Here is a 19,342-nt window from a genome sequence, read left to right on the forward strand (position 1 = left end):
CGAGCCATGCTCAATACGCTGCGCAAGATCGTCCAGGAAGTTAACTCCGCCAAGGATCTCAAGACGGCGTTGGGGATTATTGTGTTGCGCGTCAAAGAGGCCATGGGCAGCCAGGTCTGCTCGGTCTACCTGCTTGATCCCGAGACCAACCGTTTCGTGCTGATGGCCACCGAGGGTTTGAACAAGCGCTCGATCGGCAAGGTCAGCATGGCCCCCAATGAAGGTCTGGTCGGCCTGGTCGGTACGCGTGAAGAACCCCTGAACCTCGAAAACGCCGCGGATCACCCGCGCTATCGCTACTTCGCCGAAACCGGCGAAGAACGCTACGCCTCGTTCCTCGGGGCACCGATCATTCACCACCGCCGCGTCGTCGGCGTGTTGGTCATCCAGCAAAAAGAACGCCGCCAGTTCGATGAAGGTGAAGAAGCCTTCCTCGTGACCATGAGCGCCCAGCTCGCCGGCGTTATCGCCCATGCCGAGGCCACCGGGTCGATCCGTGGCCTGGGGCGCCAGGGCAAAGGCATCCAGGAAGCAAAGTTCGTCGGCGTGCCGGGTTCGCCGGGTGCAGCGGTCGGTACCGCGGTGGTCATGTTGCCGCCGGCCGATCTGGACGTGGTGCCCGACAAGACCATCACTGACATCGCTGCCGAACTCGGGCTGTTCAAGACTGCCATCGAAGGCGTGCGCGCCGACATGCGCGCCTTGTCGGCCAAGCTCGCGAACCAGTTGCGCCCGGAAGAGCGCGCGCTGTTCGATGTCTACCTGATGATGCTCGACGATGCCTCGCTCGGCAGCGAAATTACCACCGTGATCAAGACCGGCCAATGGGCCCAGGGCGCGTTGCGCCAAGTGGTCACTGAGCACGTCAACCGCTTCGAATTGATGGACGACGCCTACCTGCGTGAACGAGCCTCCGACGTCAAGGACCTCGGTCGGCGCTTGCTCGCTTATCTGCAGGAAGAGCGTCAGCAGACCCTGGTCTATCCCGACAACAGCATCCTGATCAGCGAAGAATTGACGCCGGCGATGCTCGGCGAGGTGCCGGAAGGCAAGCTGGTCGGTCTGGTCTCGGTACTCGGTTCCGGCAACTCCCATGTGGCGATCCTGGCGCGCGCCATGGGCATTCCGACGGTGATGGGCCTGGTCGACCTGCCGTACTCCAAGGTCGACGGCATCCAGATGATCGTCGACGGCTATCACGGCGAGGTCTACACCAACCCCAGCGAAGTGCTGCGCAAGCAATTCGCCGAAGTGGTCGAGGAAGAGAAGCAGCTGGCCCTCGGGCTGGATGCGCTGCGGGATTTGCCGTGCATTACCCTCGATGGCCACCGCATGCCGCTGTGGGTCAACACCGGCCTGCTGGCGGACGTGGCTCGGGCGCAGAAGCGTGGCGCTGAAGGTGTCGGTCTGTACCGCACCGAAGTGCCGTTCATGATCAACCAGCGTTTTCCGAGCGAAAAAGAGCAACTGGCGATCTATCGCGAGCAGCTCGCTGCGTTCCATCCACAACCGGTGACCATGCGCAGCCTGGACATCGGTGGCGACAAATCGCTGTCGTACTTCCCCATCAAGGAAGACAACCCATTTCTCGGCTGGCGCGGCATTCGCGTCACCCTCGATCACCCGGAAATCTTCCTGGTCCAGACCCGCGCGATGCTCAAGGCCAGCGAAGGCCTGAACAACCTGCGGATTCTGCTGCCGATGATCTCCGGCATCCACGAACTGGAAGAAGCCCTGCACCTGATCCACCGGGCCTGGGGTGAAATCCGCGACGAAGGCTGCGATGTGCCGATGCCACCGATCGGCGTGATGATCGAAATTCCGGCGGCGGTTTATCAGACCAAGGAACTGGCACGGCAAGTGGACTTCCTGTCGGTCGGTTCCAACGACCTGACCCAGTACCTGTTGGCCGTGGATCGAAACAACCCGCGAGTAGCCGACCTCTACGACTACCTGCACCCGGCGGTACTGCAAGCGCTGCAGAACGTGGTGCGCGATGCCCATGCCGAAGGCAAACCGGTGAGCATCTGCGGTGAAATGGCCGGTGACCCGGCAGCGGCGGTGCTGTTGATGGCGATGGGTTTCGATAGCCTGTCGATGAACGCCACCAACCTGCCGAAAGTGAAATGGATGCTGCGCCAGATCAACCTGAGCAAGGCCAAGGAATTGCTGGCGGAGTTGATGACCATCGACAACCCGCAAGTGATTCACAGTTCGCTGCAGCTGGCGCTGAAGAACCTTGGGTTGGCGCGGATGATCAATCCGGCTTCGGCCAAAACCCTTTAAAAAGGCTGATGGCCCTTTCGCGGGCAAGTCGGATCGCCGCACCGCTCGCTCCTACAGATTTGTGTCGTTCCCGCGCTTTGCGAACGACGCGGACCCGTAGGGGCGAGCGGTGCGGCGATCCGACTTGCCCGCGAAGGCGTCAGTCCTGACAATAGAGATCTAAACCCTGATCTCCACTTCCCCAAGATGCCCGCCATACGGCCCGAAACTCCGCTCGACCATATGCCGCGTCCCATCCGCATGCACGATCAACGCCGTGCTCGCCCGTGTCCCATAAGTCGGGCTGGCAATAAACACACTCGACAGCAACGTCTCGGTAGCCAACCCCACCCCGGTATCCGGTAACTCCGCAAAGGGCGCCGTCTGCGGATCGTTCAGCAGCGCCAATAGCGACTGAGGCTGCGGATCGTCCAGCACTTCCTCCAGCGCCGCCCGCGCCTTCAGCAACTTGGGCCACGGCGTATCCAGCCCGGCGTTCGACAATCCATAAACCCCCGGTGGCAGCATCACCGCCTCAGCCTCCCGGGCATTGAAGTGCCACAGCTCGTTGGCATTGCCGATCAGTAAGTTAAACCCGGCGTATTCGATCGAACGTGCAACAACGTCGCTCAAATAGTCATCAATCGGCCTATCCCCGGCGAGAAACCGCGCCACCAGTTCCCCTCGCGATTTTCGCGCGGGCGGTTGATGAGGGTCGCGAATATTGGTCAGCGCAGCGAAGCGTCCATTGGCACCGATACCCAGCCAGGTGCCGCCGGCCTCCAGGTCGCGACCGGCATAAACCTGCGGCGATTCGGGCCATTGCGCCAGCGGCAGGCTGGGGCGGGCGTAGAATTCGTCACGGTTGGCGGCGACGACCAGCGGCTGGGTGTGACCGGGGCGCCAGGCAAAGACAATCAGGCACATAAGGTGATCCATGTGTGTTTTTTGCCCACTCTACGCAGTCATCGAGCGGGTATCCATCGCCATCCAGTGGAGCTTGAGGCCATGCATCCGTTACCATGCCGCTCCTATTTTCGGGACGCGGGCGGGGACGGCCATGGAATTTCTACTGTACCTGGCGCTGGGCGCCTGTGCAGGCGTGCTGGCCGGGCTGTTCGGGGTGGGTGGCGGAATCATCATCGTCCCGGTACTGGTGTTCAGTTTCACCTTGCAGGGCTTCGATGCGTCAATTTTGACCCACCTGGCGGTCGGCACTTCACTGGCGACGATCATCTTTACCTCGATCAATGCCATCCGCGAGCACCATCGCCGCGGTGCCGTGCGTTGGCCGGTTTTTGCCTGGATGACCGTCGGTATACTCATCGGCGCCGGTTTCGGTGCGCTGACCGCCGAATCGATCTCCGGGCCAAACCTGCAGAAAATCATTGGCGTATTTGCGCTGATCATCGCGGTTCAGCTCGCCTTGGATGTCAAGCCGAAAGCCAGCCGCACCGTGCCCGGCAAAGTCGGTCTGACCGTGGCCGGTAGTGTGATTGGCTGGGCTTCGGCGATTTTCGGGATTGGCGGCGGTTCGTTGACTGTGCCGTTTTTGACCTGGCGCAGCGTACCGATGCAGCAAGCCGTGGCGACTTCATCCGCCTGCGGCCTGCCAATTGCCTTGTCCAGTGCATTATTTTTCATGATTCTGGGGTGGCACGATCCCTTGTTGCCGGCCCATAGTCTCGGTTTTATTTATTTGCCGGCGCTGCTGGGGATCGCCCTGACCAGCATGGTGTTCGCCCGCCTCGGTGCACGACTGGCCCACAGCCTGTCGCCGCGCTTGCTGAAAAGACTGTTCGCCGCTTTGCTGTGCTGCGTAGGGCTGAGCTTCCTGCTCTGACGCGCGTCGCAATGCTGGCTTAATCCTGGCGTGACAGCGTCCCCGGGAATTTTGAAGGTTTCAACTCTAACGAGGAGTCGCAATGCTGCCTTACCCGCAGATCGACCCGGTGGCCCTGGCCATCGGTCCGCTGAAAATCCACTGGTACGGCCTGATGTACCTGATCGGCATCGGCGGCGCGTGGTGGCTGGCGTCCCGCCGGCTGAACCGCTTCGACCCGACCTGGAGCAAGGAGAAACTCTCCGACATGGTGTTCTGGATGTCGATGGGCGTCATTGTCGGCGGCCGCCTGGGCTATGTGCTGTTCTATGATCTGAACGCGTACCTGGCCAATCCGACGCTGATCTTCGAGGTGTGGAAGGGCGGCATGTCGTTCCACGGCGGTTTCATCGGCGTGATGCTGGCGGCGTTGTGGTTCGGTAAAAAGAACGGCAAGTCGTTCTTCCAGCTGATGGATTTTGTCGCACCGATGGTGCCGATCGGCCTGGGTGCCGGGCGTATCGGCAATTTCATCAACGCCGAATTATGGGGCAAGGCAACCGACGTGCCGTGGGCGATGGTCTTCCCGACCGACCCGGCGCAACTGGCGCGTCACCCGTCGCAGCTGTATCAGTTCGCGCTCGAAGGCGTGGCGCTGTTTGCCATCCTCTGGTTGTTCTCGCGCAAGCCGCGGCCGACCATGGCGGTGTCCGGGATGTTCGCGCTGTTCTATGGCATCTTCCGTTTCATCGTGGAATTCGTTCGGGTGCCGGACGCGCAGCTGGGCTATCTGGCCTGGAACTGGCTGACCATGGGTCAGGTACTGTGCATCCCGATGATCGTCGGCGGTCTGTTCCTGATCTGGCTGGCCTATCATCGCGCGCCGGCGGCTCCCGCGGCAGCTGTATAAATTCGAACCCCGGGGTGACGACCCCGGGTTCAAGGACACAGGTAACTCATGAAGCAATATCTCGATCTGGTCGCCCACGTCATCAAGAACGGCACCAAACAGGCCAACCGTACCGGCGTGAACACCATCAGCTTTCCGGGCGCGATGCTGCGTTATGACCTGAAGGAAGGTTTCCCGGCGATCACTACCCGCAAGATGGCCTTCAAGTCGGCCATTGGCGAGATGTGCGGCTTTCTGCGTGGGGTGAACAACGCCGCCGAATTTCGTGCCTTGGGCTGCAAGGTCTGGGACCAGAACGCCAACGAAAACGCCCAGTGGCTGGCCAACCCGTTCCGTCAGGGTGAAGACGACCTCGGCGAGATCTACGGTGTGCAATGGCGCAAATGGCCGGCGTACAAGCAAATTCCGGTCAGCAACCAGGCCGCTATCGAGCAGACCCTGAGCCAAGGCTATCGCCAGATCGCCGAAGGCGAAGAAGATGGCCAGGCGTACGTGGTGCTGTACAAGGCGATCGACCAGATTCGCCAATGCGTCGACACCATCATCAAGGACCCGGGCAGCCGCCGCATCCTGTTCCACGGCTGGAACGTCGCCCAGCTCGATGAGATGGCCCTGCCGCCGTGCCATTTGCTGTATCAGTTCCATCCGAATGTCGAGACCAGAGAGATCTCCCTGACCCTCTACATTCGCTCGAACGACCTGGGCCTGGGCACGCCGTTCAACCTCACCGAAGGTGCCGCACTGCTGAGCCTGATCGGTCGCCTGACCGGTTACACGCCGCGCTGGTTCACCTATTTCATCGGCGACGCCCACGTCTACGAAAACCATTTGGAGATGCTCAATGAACAGCTCAAGCGCGAGCCGTTCCCGATGCCGAAACTGGTGATTGCCGATCGTGTGCCGGAGTTTGCCAAGACGGGTGTGTATCAACCGCAATGGCTGGAGCTGATCGAGCCGAGCGATTTCTCGCTGGAAGGCTACGAACACCACGCGCCGATGACGGCGCCGATGGCGGTTTAAGCCTTAACGCCGAACCAAGTGTGGGAGCGGGCTTGCTCGCGAGAGGGAGTGTCAGTCGACAGAAATGTTGTCTGACACACCGCTTTCGCGAGCAAGCCCGCTCCCACATTGGGTTTTGCAGTGTGTTTAGTGGCCGTGGCTACGGCCCACATGGGAATGCTCCGTCTCCGTCGCCACAACCCCGCCACTCACCTCCAACTGCTGCAAAATCCCGCACTGATCGATATCCGGCCCTTCGCCGCAGCGTTGGCGCAGGTCGATCAATTGTGTCTGCAACGCCAACAACCCATCGATCCGCGCCTTGACGTGATGGATGTGCTCGTCGATCAGCGCATTCACGCTTTCGCATTGATCCTGCGGGCTGTCGCGCAGCGCCAGCAGGCTGCGGATCTCCTCGAGGGTCATGTCGAGGGTGCGGCAGTTGCGGATGAAGGTCAGGCGCTCGGCGTGGGCCTGGGTGTAGACGCGGTAGTTGCCGTCGCTGCGGGCCGGTTCCGGCAGCAGGTTTTCGCGCTCGTAGTAGCGGATGGTTTCCACTGCGCAGTCGGTGAGTTTCGCCAGTTCTCCGATTTTCATCGCGACAATCTCCAAAAGGGTGCTTGACCCTATAGTGGCTACAGGGTCTTTACTTGGCAACAGGCACTCTTATGGACGCACACGATGAGCGATTCCCTGCACACCCACAAACCTGAAGCCGCAGACGATTGCTGCAGCAAACTCAAGCCCGTCCCCCAACATGTACATGGCGGTCCTGGTGATACCTGCTGTTCGCCGAAGGCAGCGGCACCCGCGCTGATCCAGTTGAGCGAAGCGCCGAGCGCCGATGCGCGGCTGAGCAATTTTCGTATCGACGCAATGGACTGCCCGACCGAACAGACGCTGATCCAGAACAAACTGGGCAAGCTGGCGGGTGTGCAACAGCTGGAGTTCAACTTGATCAACCGCGTGCTGGGGGTGACCCACAACCTGGCGAGCACCGCGCCGATCATCGACGCGATCAAGTCGCTGGGGATGCAGGCCGAGCCGCTGGAGCAGGGCGCTGAAACGCCGGCGCCAACTGCCGGGAAAAAGCCCTGGTGGCCGCTGGCGCTGTCCGGTGTCAGTGCGGTGGCTGCCGAGGTGATCCACTTCACCAGCGCTGCACCCAACTGGGTAGTGGCCGTTATTGCACTGGTCTCGATTCTCAGCGGCGGCCTCGCTACCTATAAGAAGGGCTGGATTGCGCTCAAGAACCTCAACCTGAACATCAATGCACTGATGAGCATCGCGGTGACTGGCGCTATCCTGATTGGCCAGTGGCCGGAAGCGGCGATGGTGATGTTCCTCTTCACTGTGGCCGAGTTGATCGAAGCCAGGTCGCTGGATCGGGCGCGCAATGCTATCAGCGGTCTGATGCAGATGACCCCGGAGCAGGCCACGGTGCAGCAGGCCGATGGCAGCTGGGTCACGCAGGACGTCAAAACCATCGAGCTGGGTGCGCGAGTGCGAGTGCGTCCCGGCGAGCGAATCGGTCTGGACGGCGAAGTGGTTTCGGGCAGTTCGACCATCGACCAGGCGCCGATCACCGGCGAAAGCCTGCCGGTCGAGAAGGCCATTGGCGACAAGGTGTTCGCCGGCACCATCAATCAGTCGGGTTCTCTGGAATACGCAGTGACCGCCGCGGCCAACCATTCGACCCTGGCACGCATCATCCACGCCGTCGAACAGGCCCAGGGCGCGCGGGCGCCCACCCAGCGTTTCGTCGACAGTTTCTCGAAGATCTACACGCCGGCAGTGTTCGTCCTGGCCATCGCGGTGGCAGTGATTCCTCCGCTGTTCATGGAAGCGTTGTGGTTCGACTGGATCTACCGCGCGCTGGTGTTGCTGGTGGTCGCTTGCCCCTGTGCACTGGTGATTTCCACCCCGGTGACCATCGTCAGCGGCCTTGCGGCGGCGGCGCGCAAAGGGATCCTGGTCAAGGGCGGCGTGTATCTGGAGGGCGGTTACAAGCTTGATTACCTGGCGCTGGACAAGACCGGCACCCTCACTCACGGCAAACCGGTGCAGACCGATTATGTGTCCCTCGATCCGACCGCCGATGAATCGGCCCCGGCCATTGCCGCGGCGCTGGCCGGCCGCTCGGATCACCCGGTGTCGATGGCCATCGCCAATGCGGCTGTGGATAAACACCCTTCGCCACTGATTGTGGATAACTTCGAGGCGCTCGGCGGTCGGGGTGTGCGCGGCGAGATCAACGGTCAGACCTACCACTTGGGCAACCACCGCCTGGTGGAAGATCTGGGCCTGTGCTCGCCTGCGCTGGAAGAGCAGTTGTTCGCGCTGGAAAAACAGGGTAAATCCGTGGTGCTGTTGCTCGACAAATCCGGCCCGCTGGCACTGTTCGCCGTGGCGGACACGGTGAAAGCATCCAGCCGCGAGGCCATCCGGCAACTGCATGACCTGGGTGTCAAAACCCTGATGCTCACCGGCGACAACGTGCACACCGCCCAGGCCATTGCCGCGCAAGTCGGTATCGATCAGGCGCAAGGCGATCTGCTGCCAACCGACAAGCTGCAAGCCATCGAAGCGCTTTATGCACAGGGGCATAGAGTCGGCATGGTCGGCGACGGCATCAATGACGCTCCGGCACTGGCCCGGGCCGAGATTGGTTTCGCCATGGCCGCAGCGGGCACCGATACCGCCATCGAGACCGCCGATGTCGCCTTGATGGACGACGATCTGCGCAAGATCCCGGCCTTCATCCGTTTGTCCCGTCAGACTTCGCGCATCCTGAAGCAGAACATTGCCCTGGCATTGGTGACCAAGGCGATCTTTCTTGGGGTAACCTTCGCCGGGGTCGCTACCATGTGGATGGCGGTGTTCGCCGACATGGGCGTGAGCCTGTTGGTGGTGTTCAACGGTTTGCGCCTGTTGCGCAAATAAACAATGAGGGAAGGCGGTGCTGAGTGCCGAGCTGAAGGCGTTTTACATGGTTGCCCGTCTGGGCAGCATAACCCTGGCGGCGAAAAAGCTTGGCCTTAGCCAACCTACAGTGACGACCCAGATCCGCAATCTGGAAAGTCAGTACTCGGTAGAACTGTTCTACCGCGGCGGCCGTCGCCTCAGCCTCAGCGATGAAGGCGCCCGGTTGCTGCCGCTGGTCAAGGCGCTGTTGCAGCAAGAAGCCGACATCGAGTTCTTCCTGCGCAACAGTGGCCAGGTTCAGGGCACGCTGCGCATCGCCGCCACGGCACCGTATTACATCCTCGATCTGGTGAAGACCTTTCGCGAGCGCTTGCCGCAGGTGGAAGTGTCGGTGGAAATCGGCAATTCCCAACAGGTGCTTGAGGCGCTGGAGGATTATCGGGTGGATGTCGCGGCGTCATCGCAATTGCTCGACGATGCGCGGCTGATTCGCCGGGTGCTCGGTAGCGATCCGCTGGTGCTGGCGGTGCATCGCAATCATCCGCTGGCGGTTCACGATCATGTGCCGCTGACGGCGTTGGCCGGGCATACCCTGTTGATGCGGGAATCGGGCTCGACCACCCGGCGATTGACCGAGGCGTTGCTGACCAGCGCCGGAGTGAGTTTCGGGCCGCTGCTGGAGATTGGCAGCCGTGAGTCGATTCGCGAGGCGGTACTGCGCAACATCGGGATCAGCATCATTGCCCGGCAGGAAGTGCCCCATGATCCGCAATTGCGGGTGTTGACCATCGAGAATGCGCCGCAGATTCCTGAGTATTTGTATTGCCTCAAGGAGCGCAAGGGCGCGCGGTTGCCAGCGGCGTTTTTGGGGTTGGCGCAGGAAATGGCTCCGGCCTGACGATTGTGGTGAATGTCGGGCCTCTTCGCGGGCAAGTCGGATCGCCGCACCGCTCGCTCCTACAGATGCGCGTTATTCGCAGACGCGTGAACGATACAAAACTGTAGGAGCGAGGCTTGCCCGCGAAGGCGTCCGTCGGTACACCCACGTGTCTAACCAAAATCCCTGAATACCACTATCAGCCATTTTTGCCTCACTGCCACATGACGTTCGCATTACACCCCTAGGATGGCCTTCATCTGCTTGATGAGGCCTGTCCATGAACCACTCGATCGCAACTGCCCTGACCAACCCCGGCGCCCCGATGAAAGTGCGCGGCGTGCAGAAACGCTTCGGCGCCTTCACCGCGCTGGATAACGTGTCCCTCGACGTGGCGGCGGGTGAGCTGGTGTGCTTGCTCGGCCCGTCGGGGTGCGGCAAGACCACTTTGCTGCGCTGCATCGCGGGTCTGGAGAAACAGGACAGCGGCGAGCTGTACCTCGGCGATCGCGACGTTTCCCATCTGGCGCCTCAGGCTCGGGACTACGGCATTCTGTTTCAGTCCTACGCGTTATTCCCCAATCTCACCGTCGAGGCGAATATTGCCTACGGCCTCGCCGGTAGCGGTCGCGATGAAGTGCGCCAGCGTGTCGCTCAGATGCTGGAACTGGTCGGCCTGATCGGCAGTGAGAAAAAGTACCCCGGCCAGTTGTCCGGCGGCCAGCAGCAACGGGTCGCATTGGCCCGGGCCTTGGCTCCGGCGCCGTCCTTGCTGCTGCTGGACGAGCCGATGTCCGCACTGGATGCCCGGGTCCGTGAGCATCTGTGCACCGAACTGCGCCAACTGCAACGCAACCTCGGCATCACCACCCTGATGGTTACCCACAACCAGGACGAAGCCATGCTGATGGCCGACCGCATCGCCGTGATGAACAACGGCAAGGTCGAGCAGTACGCCACGCCGCAGGAAATCTACGATCGCCCGGCGACGCCGTTTGTGGCGGAGTTTGTCGGCCAGGGCAACTGGCTGCCATTCAGCCGCAGCAGCGACAGCCATGCGCAGGTCGGCGGGATGAACATGCGCCTGGCCGAAGGCAGCGCAAAAGCCGCCTCGGGTCGTCTGTTCTGCCGCCCGGAAGCAATCAACGTCAACCCGCCGGTGCATGAAGAAAACCTGTTCCCGGCCAAGGTCCGCGAGATCACCTTCCTCGGCAACCGTTGCCGCATGAGTTTTGAGCTCGATCAACTGCCAGGCCATGCGTTGCTGGCGGAGCTGGCGCCGGAAGCCATGCCGCGTCTGGGTGCGCAGCAGATCATGGTGGCCCTGCCTCCACGCAGCCTGCAGGTGTTTACTTGATGAGCGCGAACATCGCGCTGCCGATGCCGCACAAGCAGGTTCGGCAGGCTTCCCGTGCCGAAATTGGCGACCGGGTGTTCGTGGTCGGCGGCAAACTCCTTTTGCTGGTGTTGCTCGGCATTGCGGTACTGATGCCATTGCTGGCGATCTTCTGGCGCGGCTTCAGTTCGGAAGCCGGGCAGGGCGGTGGTCTGGTCGCCGCCCGTGAGTTGGTGACCAGTGCCAATTTCCACTGGCTGCTGGGCAATAGCTTGAAGGTTTCCCTCAGCGTCGCGGCGATTGTCGTACCCCTGGCTTACCTGTTTGCCTACGCCTTGCAACGCACATTGATTCCCGGCAAGGGCATCTGGCGTGGCATGTCACTGTTGCCATTGATGGCGCCGTCGATGCTGCCGGGCATTGCACTGGTTTATCTGTTCGGCAACCAGGGCATGCTGCGCGGTTTGCTCTCGGACAACATCTACGGCTTCTGGGGCATAGTGCTGGGCGAGGTCATCTACACCTTTCCCCACGCCTTGATGATTTTGCTGTCGGCGCTGTCCCTGGCGGATGCGCGACTGTTCGATGCCGCTTCCAGCATGGGCGCCAGTCCTGCAAAAGCTTTCCGCAGTATCACCTGGCCGGCGACGCGTCAGGCGGTGTTCGCCGCGTTCTGTCTGGTGTTCACCCTGACCATCACCGACTTCGGCGTGCCCGTGGTAGTCGGTGGCGACTATCAGGTGCTGGCGCTGGAAGCCTACAAAGCCGTGGTCGGCCAGCAACAATTCGGTCGAGGTGCCTTGATCGGTATGGTCCTGCTGTTGCCAGCGCTGTTCAGCTTCGGTGTCGATGCGTGGTTGCGTCGACGTCACGGCGACTCCATGAGCGGTCGGGCGCAAGTCTTTCAACCGGCGCCATCCAAACTGCGTGATGGCTGCTACCTGGTCATCGTGGTCCTGATCTGCGCAGTCTTGCTGCTGGTGTTCGGCATGGCGGTGTTCTCGTCGCTGGTCAAATTCTGGCCGTACAACCTGTCGCTGTCGCTCAACCATTACCAGTTCAACGACACGGCGGGCGGCGGCTGGCTGGCCTATGGCAACAGCGTGAAAATGGCGTTGTGCACGGCGTTGATCGGCAGCGTGCTGATCTTCACCGGCGCTTACCTGATGGAAAAAACCAAGGGCCAGCGCGGACTGAATCTGACACTGCGCATGCTCAGTTTCGTACCGATGGCAGTGCCAGGCCTGGTGCTTGGCTTGGGTTATGTCTTCTTCTTCAACCTCACCGGTAACCCGTTGCATGTGCTCTACGGGACCATGACCCTGCTGGTGGTCTGCACCATTGCTCACTATCTGACCACCGCGCAAATGACCGCCACCACCGCGCTGCGCCAGCTCGATGCCGAGTTCGAAGCCGCCGCGCTGTCGCTCAAGGCACCGCTGTATCGGCACTACCTGCGTGTGACGGTACCGATTTGCCTGCCGGCGCTGCTGGACATCGTGCGCTACCTGTTCGTCTCGGCCATGACCACCGTTTCGGCAGCGATCTTCCTCTACAGCCCGGACACCATCCTCGCGGCGGTGGCGGTGCTGAACATGGATGACGCCGGCAACGTCGGCGGCGCGGCGGCGATGTCGACCCTGATTCTGTTCACTTCGGCGGGCGTGTCCTTGCTGCTGGCCTGGGCTTCGCGCGGATTGTTGCGCCGCTCCCAGGCCTGGCGGCAGACCGCGCCTGGTCATTGATTCATACCTTCAACTCATACAGGAATTGCACCATGTTCAAGCCTTTGGCCCTGGCCGCTGCTGTCCTCACCGCTTTCAGCCTGAACGCTTTCGCGGCGAAAACCGAGTTGACGGTGTACACCGCCCTCGAAGCCGAACAACTGAAGACCTACAAGCAAGCCTTCGAAAAGGCCAACCCGGACGTCGAGATCAAATGGGTGCGCGATTCCACCGGCATCATCACCGCCAAGCTGCTGGCTGAAAAAGCCCGCCCGCAAGCTGACGCGGTCTGGGGCTTGGCGGCGTCGAGCCTGGCGATCCTTGATCAGCAAGGCATGCTGCAAAGCTATGCACCGCAGGATCTGGACAAGATCGGCGTCAACTACCGCGATGCCGCCAATCCGCCGGCCTGGGTCGGCATGGACGTGTGGGCGGCGACTATTTGCTTCAACACGATCGAAGCGGAAAAGCAGGGTTTGAGCAAACCGGTCAGCTGGCAGGACCTGACCAAGCCTGAGTACAAAGGCAAGATCGTCATGCCGAACCCTGCTTCGTCCGGCACCGGTTTCCTCGACGTCAGTGCCTGGCTGCAAACCTTCGGCGAGAAGCAGGGCTGGCAGTACATGGACGACCTGCACCAGAACATCGGCCAGTACGTTCACTCCGGCTCCAAGCCTTGCAAGCTGGCGGCGTCGGGTGAATTCCCGATTGGTATTTCCTTTGAATACCCGGCTGTTCAGTTGAAACGCCAGGGCGCGCCGCTGGACATCATCCTGCCGAAAGAGGGTCTGGGCTGGGAGATCGAAGCCACCGCCGTGATCAAAGGCACACCGCACGAAGAGGCGGCGAAAAAACTGGCGGACTTCTCTGCGAGCCCGGCGGCGATGGAGCTCTATAAAGAAAACTTCGCGGTCCTCGCCCAGCCGGGTATCGCCAAGCCGCAGACTGAATTGCCGGCGGATTATGAGCAGCGTCTGATCAAGAACGACTTTGCCTGGGCGTCGAAGAATCGCGATGAAATCCTGAGTGAGTGGCGCAAGCGCTATGACGGCAAGTCCGAGAAAGTGGCTGCCAAGTAAGATCTTTATTGGCTGATAGGGCCTCTTCGCGGGCAAGTCGGATCGCCGCACCGCCGCTCCCACAGGTTTTGTGATGAACACAGGTTTTGTGAACGCCACGGACCCTGTGGGAGCGGGCTTGCCCGCGATAGCGGTCTCGAATTCAGGGACAAAATTCCATGACTCAACACAACGACATGCTGATCGTAGGCGCCGGCATCCTCGGCCTGTCCCACGCCTACGCCGCCGCCAGACGCGGCCTGAAGGTCACGGTTTTCGAACGCAGCCAGACGCCGCTAGGCGCATCGATCCGCAACTTCGGCCAGGCACTGGTCACCGGCCAACCACCAGGCCCGATGCTCGAACTGGCCCGGGCCAGCCGCGATATCTGGGGCCAATGGGCACAACTGGCCGGCCTGCAACTCAAGCGCAACGGCTCCTACCTGTTCGCCCGTACCGAAGCCGAAGAACACTTGTTGGAGGCCTTTTGCGCTGGCCGCGCCGTGGAGCACGGTTACCGCGTCGACCTGTTGCGCGGCGCTGCATTACGCGACCTGTACGGCGGCCAGTTCCGCCATCACCGCGCCGCGTTGCACGGTATGGACGATCAACAGCTGTATTCCCGCGAAGCGATTCCGGTGCTGATCGACTACCTGCGTCGCGAACTCGGCGTCAAGTTTCACTTCTCGACCCTGGTCCGCGACATCGAACAGGGACGCTTGCACAGCACCGCGGGCACATTCAGCGCCGGGCACATCATCGTCTGCTCCGGTCACGATTATCAGACGTTGCTGGCCGAGCAGATCGCCGAACTCAATCCGCAAATCTGCCGCCTGCAAATGCTCCGCGCCCGACCGCAGATCAACCTGAATCTGCAACACGCGTTGCTCACCGGGCTGAGCTGCGTGCACTACGGCGCGTTTGCCGACCTGCCGGAGGCCGCTGCGGTGCAGGCGCAGATTCTGCAGGAGACGCCGCATCTGCATGAAAACGGCATTCACTTGCTGATCAGTCCGACACCTCATGGCGAGCTGATCATCGGCGATTCCCATCATTACGGCAGCGACCCGTCGCCGTTCAATGCTGAACAGGTGGACAACTGGATGATCGAACTGGCTGAGCAGACGCTGGGCTGCAAGGTGCAAGTGGTCGAACGCTGGCAGGGTGTCTATGGTTCAAGGGGGCCGGGGCCGTTCTCGTTCCTGCGACCCTTTCCGGGAGTGAATGTGGCGTTAATGCACTCCGGTGTTGGCATGAGCGTCGGGCCAGCCATGGCCGAACGCAATGTCGCGACTTTGCTGGGAGCATCTTGATGGACCGCAATGAGCAAGTGATCGCCGAGGTGTTCGGTCTGTATGAACGCTTTGGCGACAGCGATTACATCGGCGAACCGGTGTCGCAGATCGAGCACATGTCCCAGGCGGCCGAACGGGCCATGGCCGAAGGCTTCGATGACGAAGTGGTGCTGGCGGCGTTCTTTCATGACATTGGCCATATCTGCGCCGCCGAGAGTGCCGAGAACATGGGTGGTTTCGGCGTCGTCAGCCATGAGCGCCTCGGTGCGGACTATTTGCGACGCGCAGGCTTCAGCGAGCGCATGGCGCGGCTGGTGGAATACCACGTCCAGGCCAAGCGTTATCTGACGCTCAAAGAGCCCGGGTACTACGAGCGCTTGAGCGAAGCCAGTCGCCGGACCCTGGCATATCAGGGCGGGGTGATGACGGCTGAAGAGGCCGAGGCGTTCGAGCGGGATCCTTTGTGCGAAGTCAGTCTGCGGATGCGTCAGTGGGATGAGCAGGCAAAGGAGATGCGGGTGTCGGTGATGGATCTTGGTCTCTTGAAGGAGAAGGCGTTGCGTTTGTTGGTGGCTTAGGATCGATGGATCGAGGTGCTGCCTTCGCGAGCAAGCCCGCTCCCACATTTGATCGCATTTCTTCAGGAAAAACTCGGTCGAATGTGGGAGCGGGCTTGCTCGCGAAGAGGCCAGCGCCAACAACACAAATTGCTCAAGTGTCTACAGCTGCCGCGCCAACACCTCAACCTGCTCCTGCCTCTGCGCCTGATTCAACTTCGCATGCGGATTGAGCGACGACCACTGCGGATGCGCCCGGGCCTTGATCAAGGCTTCGGGTAATTTGCCTTCGCGCCAGGTCTTGTCCTGCGGTGTGGCGACCTGAATGCTGTCCATCGCCGCATGCCCACGTGCATTCAACGCTAGCAGCAGTTGTCGCTGGCGCAATGCCAACAGCCGTAGCACGCTGTCATCGACGGTCAGTTCCCGCTGGCCTTTGATCTTGCCCAGCAACCGGCTGCCATAACTGCGAGCGGTTTGCAGCGCTCCGCCAGCAATCGCCCCGGCCAGCGCTGCTGCGCCGAGGGTCAGCCCGCCTACCAATAAGTCGACCCCGGCCCCGGCTGCCGCGCCGGCCGCGACACCGCCACCGACCCGCACGCCCAGTTGCTTGAGGGTTTCCGGGTTGAACAGATCATCACCCCAGCGGCCGTCGAGCAGCGGCAGATCAGTGGCCGACGCGTCCTGCGGGCGAAAGGCGTAGAGCTTGAGCAGTGCTTCGACACAACGCTGTTCCCGTTGGCGAACGGCTTTGCGCAGCTCGTCCATGGCGCGCTGTTCCTGCTCGGCATTGCTCAGCACGCTGCGGCGGCAGGCGGCGCAATCGATCAATAAATCGGCGATCAACTGCGCAGCGCTCTGCTCACGAGCCCGGCGTTGTGCTTGTTGATCGGCGATCAGTCGCTCAAGCTGTTCACGAGAGTTTTCCAGCAGCAGCGCCAGGCTTTCATAGAGTCGACGTTCGCCATCCTCCGGCGGCGCGACGCTGTCGAAACGCACCAGTGCGTGCAAGCCCAGACGCGCCAACGCCTCGCGCCAGTCCGGCTCGCGATGGTTGGCGCTGCTGACGAAGTTGAGCACCGGCAGCAACGGTTTGCCGCAACTGGCCAGCACGGCCAGTTCATCGCGGTACTTGGACAGCACCGGCTCGCGGGCGTCGATCACATAGAGGCCGGCGTCGCAGGTCAGCAGTTGCCGCAGCACCTTGGCTTCCTGTTCGAAGCGTTGCCGGGCTTCGCTGCCTTCAAGGAATCGTGCCAGCCGTGCCGGGCCGTCGAGGCGTTCGCCGGGGCGCTCCAGGCGTTCGAGGTAGTCGAGCAGGGCGATGGCGTCTTCCAGGCCCGGTGTATCGAACAGGTCGAGCAAGGGCTCGCCGTCCACCGACAACCGTGCGCCTTCAACGTGACGCGTGGTACTGGGTCGATGGGAGACCTCGCCGAAACCGACATCCCGGGTCAGGGTGCGTAGCAGTGAAGTTTTGCCGACGTTGGTGTGGCCAACCACGGCGAGCTTCAACGGCGGTTTCCAGGGCTTAGTCATGACCGGTCTCCAGCCAGTTCAACGGCGCACTGTCGGCGAACGGCAGTTCCAGCTGTTGCAACGCCACGTGCCAGTCGCCGAGGCGCTCGGCATCCAGCGCTTCGCCGGGCGGCGCTGGCAGCAGCCAGACGCGGGTGGCGCTGGCGCCGCGAGCCAGTTCGGCGATCAGTGCCAGGCTGCCGCGATCCGGCGAGCGGCGTGGATCGCAAGCGATAGCCAAGCGAGCAGGGGGAAATCGACTCAGCTGTTCGAGCAGTTTGTGACGGGATTCGCGGCTGTCGAGGATGCCGGCATTGCTCACGGTTTTCGGCAGTTGTGGCGGCCACTGGCGTTGATCGTCCAGCTCGATGGCCACCAGCAGCGCGCCATCGCTTGGCAGGTCACTGGTGCCGTTTTCAATCTGATGCAGGTGTTCCGGGGCGGCATCGCTGATGCCCAGGCGTTCGCTGGTGGGCATCAGCCGTTCGCGCAGTTGGGTATAGCCGGACAGGTTCAAATCCAGATGCAAGGTGGCCTGGCCGGTTTTCCAGCGCCACCGGCAGAACAACGCCAGCAGCAAGCGCGGCAGTACACCGTAGACCAGCAGCACCCCCACCAGCCACGCCGCCCAGGCCTGGCGGGCGCTGTCGATATTCAGCGCGGCATCGCCACTGGCGCGGATCATCTCCACGGTGGGCACGCTGAACCCGAGCAGCGCCGGCAGTGCTCCCAGGGCCTGGGTCATGGCGACGAAGGTCTCGCCACCGAGGATAGTGGTTTCCCAGACGAAGCCGTAACGCCGGGTCGCCATCAGCATCAGCAAAATCACCAAGGCGCTGAGCATCGCCAGCAGCCACAAGCCGTTGACCAGCACACCGAGCGCCCAGCGATTGAGTTTGTGTCGTTGCAGTAACAGCAGCAGGGCCGGCGCCAGTTGCGCCGCCTTGGCATCGCGGGCGAGTTTTTCACTCAGCCACAGCCACAAGCGGCCCAGCGTTGCACCGTGTTCACCGGCAAACACCAGGCCCAGCGCCCAGCTCAGCAACAGAATCAGGTTCAGCCCGAGCAGACTGCCCAGGGCCCAGAACACATTCACCGGGGTATGCCCGTCACCCAGCGCGGCAAATGCCAGGCCGGCGCCGCTGACCGCGGCCAGCACCGCCATGACGATCAGCGCCAGTCGTGCACCTTGCAGCCAGTGCTGGAGGGCATTGCTCAGTCCGTCGCGCTCGGCCAGCCACAGGGCCCGGTGTTGAATCCGGGTCGGCAGGTCGCCGCCTGCGCTGCGGGCCAGTCGATTGGCTTCCAGATCATCCAGGGGGCCGGCGTGTTCTTCGCGCAGGCGAATGGTTTCCGTCAGCCAGAGATTATTCAGTTCAGTCACGCGGCATCCCGTCGCTCAATTGAGTCGTGAGCATAACCGCTGTGACGCTTATCGGGGTACGGGAGGCTCTGGTATCCTCGCCGGCATGACTAAATCACTTCCCCTCAGCCTGATTGCAGCCCTCGGTGAAAACCGTGTGATCGGCGTCGACAACAGCATGCCCTGGCACTTGCCGGGGGATTTCAAATACTTCAAGGCCACCACCCTCGGCAAGCCGATCATCATGGGGCGCAAGACCTGGGATTCCCTCGGTCGCCCGCTGCCGGGCCGGTTGAACATCGTGGTCAGCCGTCAGGCGGATCTGGTGTTGGACGGTGCCGAGGTTTATCCGTCCCTGGAGGCCGCCATTGTTCGCGCGCAAGCATGGGCGAACGAGCAGGGCGTCGATGAGGTGATGTTGATTGGTGGGGCGCAGTTGTATGCGCAGGGGATGGCGCAGGCGGATCGGCTGTATTTGACGCGTGTGGCGTTGAGCCCGGAAGGGGATGCGTGGTTTCCGGAGGTTGATTTGAAGCAGTGGAAGTTGGTTTCCAACATCGAAAATCCGGCGGTGGATGACAAACCGGCCTACAACTTCGAAGTCTGGGAAAAAGCCTAAAAGCTTCGCGGGCAAGCCTCGCTCCTACGGGGGTTGTGTCGTACGCCAAATCGCGAACGGCTCAATACCCGTAG

16 protein-coding genes are annotated in these 19,342 nt (G+C 61.8%); 12 read left to right on the plus strand and 4 right to left on the minus strand.

Annotated features, from left to right (window positions below):
* Positions 1-6 precede the first annotated feature (6 nt).
* A complete protein-coding gene (gene ptsP, locus F8N80_RS18145) occupies positions 7-2,286 on the plus strand; it encodes a phosphoenolpyruvate--protein phosphotransferase (protein WP_150747109.1) in 2,280 nt (759 codons plus the stop codon).
* Positions 2,287-2,445: 159 nt separating this feature from the next.
* On the opposite strand, the gene F8N80_RS18150 is transcribed toward ptsP, so the two are convergent.
* Positions 2,446-3,192, minus strand: coding sequence for an NRDE family protein (locus tag F8N80_RS18150; RefSeq protein WP_150747108.1), 747 nt, complete (start codon positions 3,190-3,192; stop codon positions 2,446-2,448).
* A gap of 133 nt (positions 3,193-3,325) precedes the next feature.
* Between F8N80_RS18150 and F8N80_RS18155 the strand changes: the two genes are divergently transcribed.
* The 3 genes from F8N80_RS18155 to F8N80_RS18165 all read left to right on the plus strand — a co-directional run bounded on the left by F8N80_RS18155 (position 3,326) and on the right by F8N80_RS18165 (position 6,017).
* Positions 3,326-4,108, plus strand: a complete 783-nt coding sequence (locus tag F8N80_RS18155) for a sulfite exporter TauE/SafE family protein (RefSeq protein WP_150747107.1) — start codon at positions 3,326-3,328, stop codon at positions 4,106-4,108.
* Between the two features lie 82 nt (positions 4,109-4,190).
* Positions 4,191-4,997 carry a prolipoprotein diacylglyceryl transferase gene (lgt, locus tag F8N80_RS18160; protein ID WP_128873645.1) on the plus strand — a complete coding sequence of 269 codons (807 nt, stop codon included), beginning with the start codon at positions 4,191-4,193 and terminating at the stop codon, positions 4,995-4,997.
* Positions 4,998-5,045: 48 nt separating this feature from the next.
* Complete coding sequence (locus F8N80_RS18165; RefSeq protein WP_150747106.1) at positions 5,046-6,017, plus strand: thymidylate synthase; 972 nt, start codon at positions 5,046-5,048, stop codon at positions 6,015-6,017.
* A gap of 126 nt (positions 6,018-6,143) precedes the next feature.
* On the opposite strand, the gene cadR is transcribed toward F8N80_RS18165, so the two are convergent.
* Entirely contained in the window at positions 6,144-6,593 is a 450-nt protein-coding gene (cadR, locus tag F8N80_RS18170; RefSeq protein ID WP_150747105.1) for a Cd(II)/Pb(II)-responsive transcriptional regulator, read from the minus strand.
* A gap of 84 nt (positions 6,594-6,677) precedes the next feature.
* Here cadR and F8N80_RS18175 point away from each other — a divergent pair, with 84 nt between their 5' ends.
* The 7 genes from F8N80_RS18175 (at position 6,678) to F8N80_RS18205 (ending at position 15,789) form a co-directional block, all read left to right on the plus strand.
* On the plus strand, positions 6,678-8,939 hold the full coding sequence (locus F8N80_RS18175; protein WP_150784383.1) for a heavy metal translocating P-type ATPase: 2,262 nt from the start codon (positions 6,678-6,680) through the stop codon (positions 8,937-8,939).
* 16 nt (positions 8,940-8,955) lie between these two features.
* Positions 8,956-9,819, plus strand: coding sequence for a LysR family transcriptional regulator (locus tag F8N80_RS18180; protein ID WP_150784384.1), 864 nt, complete (start codon positions 8,956-8,958; stop codon positions 9,817-9,819).
* 259 nt (positions 9,820-10,078) lie between these two features.
* Complete coding sequence (locus F8N80_RS18185; RefSeq protein WP_150784385.1) at positions 10,079-11,155, plus strand: putative 2-aminoethylphosphonate ABC transporter ATP-binding protein; 1,077 nt, start codon at positions 10,079-10,081, stop codon at positions 11,153-11,155.
* A complete protein-coding gene (locus F8N80_RS18190; protein WP_150784386.1) occupies positions 11,155-12,879 on the plus strand; it encodes a putative 2-aminoethylphosphonate ABC transporter permease subunit in 1,725 nt (574 codons plus the stop codon). Before F8N80_RS18185 ends, F8N80_RS18190 begins: the two co-directional genes overlap by 1 nt.
* Before the next feature lie 32 nt (positions 12,880-12,911).
* Positions 12,912-13,937 (plus strand): putative 2-aminoethylphosphonate ABC transporter substrate-binding protein, encoded by a 1,026-nt coding sequence (locus tag F8N80_RS18195; RefSeq protein ID WP_150784387.1) that lies wholly within the window; start codon positions 12,912-12,914, stop codon positions 13,935-13,937.
* 158 nt (positions 13,938-14,095) lie between these two features.
* On the plus strand, positions 14,096-15,229 hold the full coding sequence (locus tag F8N80_RS18200) for a TIGR03364 family FAD-dependent oxidoreductase (RefSeq protein WP_150784388.1): 1,134 nt from the start codon (positions 14,096-14,098) through the stop codon (positions 15,227-15,229).
* On the plus strand, positions 15,229-15,789 hold the full coding sequence (locus tag F8N80_RS18205) for a phosphonate degradation HD-domain oxygenase (RefSeq protein ID WP_150784389.1): 561 nt from the start codon (positions 15,229-15,231) through the stop codon (positions 15,787-15,789). Before F8N80_RS18200 ends, F8N80_RS18205 begins: the two co-directional genes overlap by 1 nt.
* A gap of 141 nt (positions 15,790-15,930) precedes the next feature.
* Here F8N80_RS18205 and F8N80_RS18215 read toward each other — a convergent pair whose 3' ends face one another.
* Positions 15,931-17,307: a GTPase/DUF3482 domain-containing protein gene (locus F8N80_RS18215; RefSeq protein WP_150784391.1), complete on the minus strand. Its 1,377-nt coding sequence runs from the start codon at positions 17,305-17,307 to the stop codon at positions 15,931-15,933.
* Positions 17,300-18,670: a DUF2868 domain-containing protein gene (locus F8N80_RS18220; protein WP_150784392.1), complete on the minus strand. Its 1,371-nt coding sequence runs from the start codon at positions 18,668-18,670 to the stop codon at positions 17,300-17,302. Before F8N80_RS18220 ends, F8N80_RS18215 begins: the two co-directional genes overlap by 8 nt.
* An 85-nt stretch (positions 18,671-18,755) precedes the next feature.
* Here F8N80_RS18220 and F8N80_RS18225 point away from each other — a divergent pair, with 85 nt between their 5' ends.
* Positions 18,756-19,268, plus strand: coding sequence for a dihydrofolate reductase (locus F8N80_RS18225; RefSeq protein ID WP_150748912.1), 513 nt, complete (start codon positions 18,756-18,758; stop codon positions 19,266-19,268).
* Positions 19,269-19,342 lie beyond the last annotated feature (74 nt).

Source organism: Pseudomonas fluorescens, assembly GCF_902497995.1.
Classification (GTDB): domain Bacteria; phylum Pseudomonadota; class Gammaproteobacteria; order Pseudomonadales; family Pseudomonadaceae; genus Aquipseudomonas; species Aquipseudomonas fluorescens_BK.

Excerpts from the sequence above, each read along its gene's own strand:
- F8N80_RS18215 (WP_150784391.1), bottom strand. The coding sequence starts at position 17,307 with ATGACTAAGCCCTGGAAACCGCCGTTGAAGCTCGCCGTGGTTGGCCAC.
- F8N80_RS18155 (WP_150747107.1), top strand. The coding sequence starts at position 3,326 with ATGGAATTTCTACTGTACCTGGCGCTGGGCGCCTGTGCAGGCGTGCTG.
- F8N80_RS18150 (WP_150747108.1), bottom strand. The coding sequence starts at position 3,192 with ATGTGCCTGATTGTCTTTGCCTGGCGCCCCGGTCACACCCAGCCGCTG.
- F8N80_RS18205 (WP_150784389.1), top strand. The coding sequence starts at position 15,229 with ATGGACCGCAATGAGCAAGTGATCGCCGAGGTGTTCGGTCTGTATGAA.
- F8N80_RS18195 (WP_150784387.1), top strand. The coding sequence starts at position 12,912 with ATGTTCAAGCCTTTGGCCCTGGCCGCTGCTGTCCTCACCGCTTTCAGC.
- F8N80_RS18225 (WP_150748912.1), top strand. The coding sequence starts at position 18,756 with ATGACTAAATCACTTCCCCTCAGCCTGATTGCAGCCCTCGGTGAAAAC.
- F8N80_RS18165 (WP_150747106.1), top strand. The coding sequence starts at position 5,046 with ATGAAGCAATATCTCGATCTGGTCGCCCACGTCATCAAGAACGGCACC.
- F8N80_RS18185 (WP_150784385.1), top strand. The coding sequence starts at position 10,079 with ATGAACCACTCGATCGCAACTGCCCTGACCAACCCCGGCGCCCCGATG.
- lgt (WP_128873645.1), top strand. The coding sequence starts at position 4,191 with ATGCTGCCTTACCCGCAGATCGACCCGGTGGCCCTGGCCATCGGTCCG.
- ptsP (WP_150747109.1), top strand. The coding sequence starts at position 7 with ATGCTCAATACGCTGCGCAAGATCGTCCAGGAAGTTAACTCCGCCAAG.
- F8N80_RS18200 (WP_150784388.1), top strand. The coding sequence starts at position 14,096 with ATGACTCAACACAACGACATGCTGATCGTAGGCGCCGGCATCCTCGGC.
- F8N80_RS18190 (WP_150784386.1), top strand. The coding sequence starts at position 11,155 with ATGAGCGCGAACATCGCGCTGCCGATGCCGCACAAGCAGGTTCGGCAG.
- cadR (WP_150747105.1), bottom strand. The coding sequence starts at position 6,593 with ATGAAAATCGGAGAACTGGCGAAACTCACCGACTGCGCAGTGGAAACC.
- F8N80_RS18175 (WP_150784383.1), top strand. The coding sequence starts at position 6,678 with ATGAGCGATTCCCTGCACACCCACAAACCTGAAGCCGCAGACGATTGC.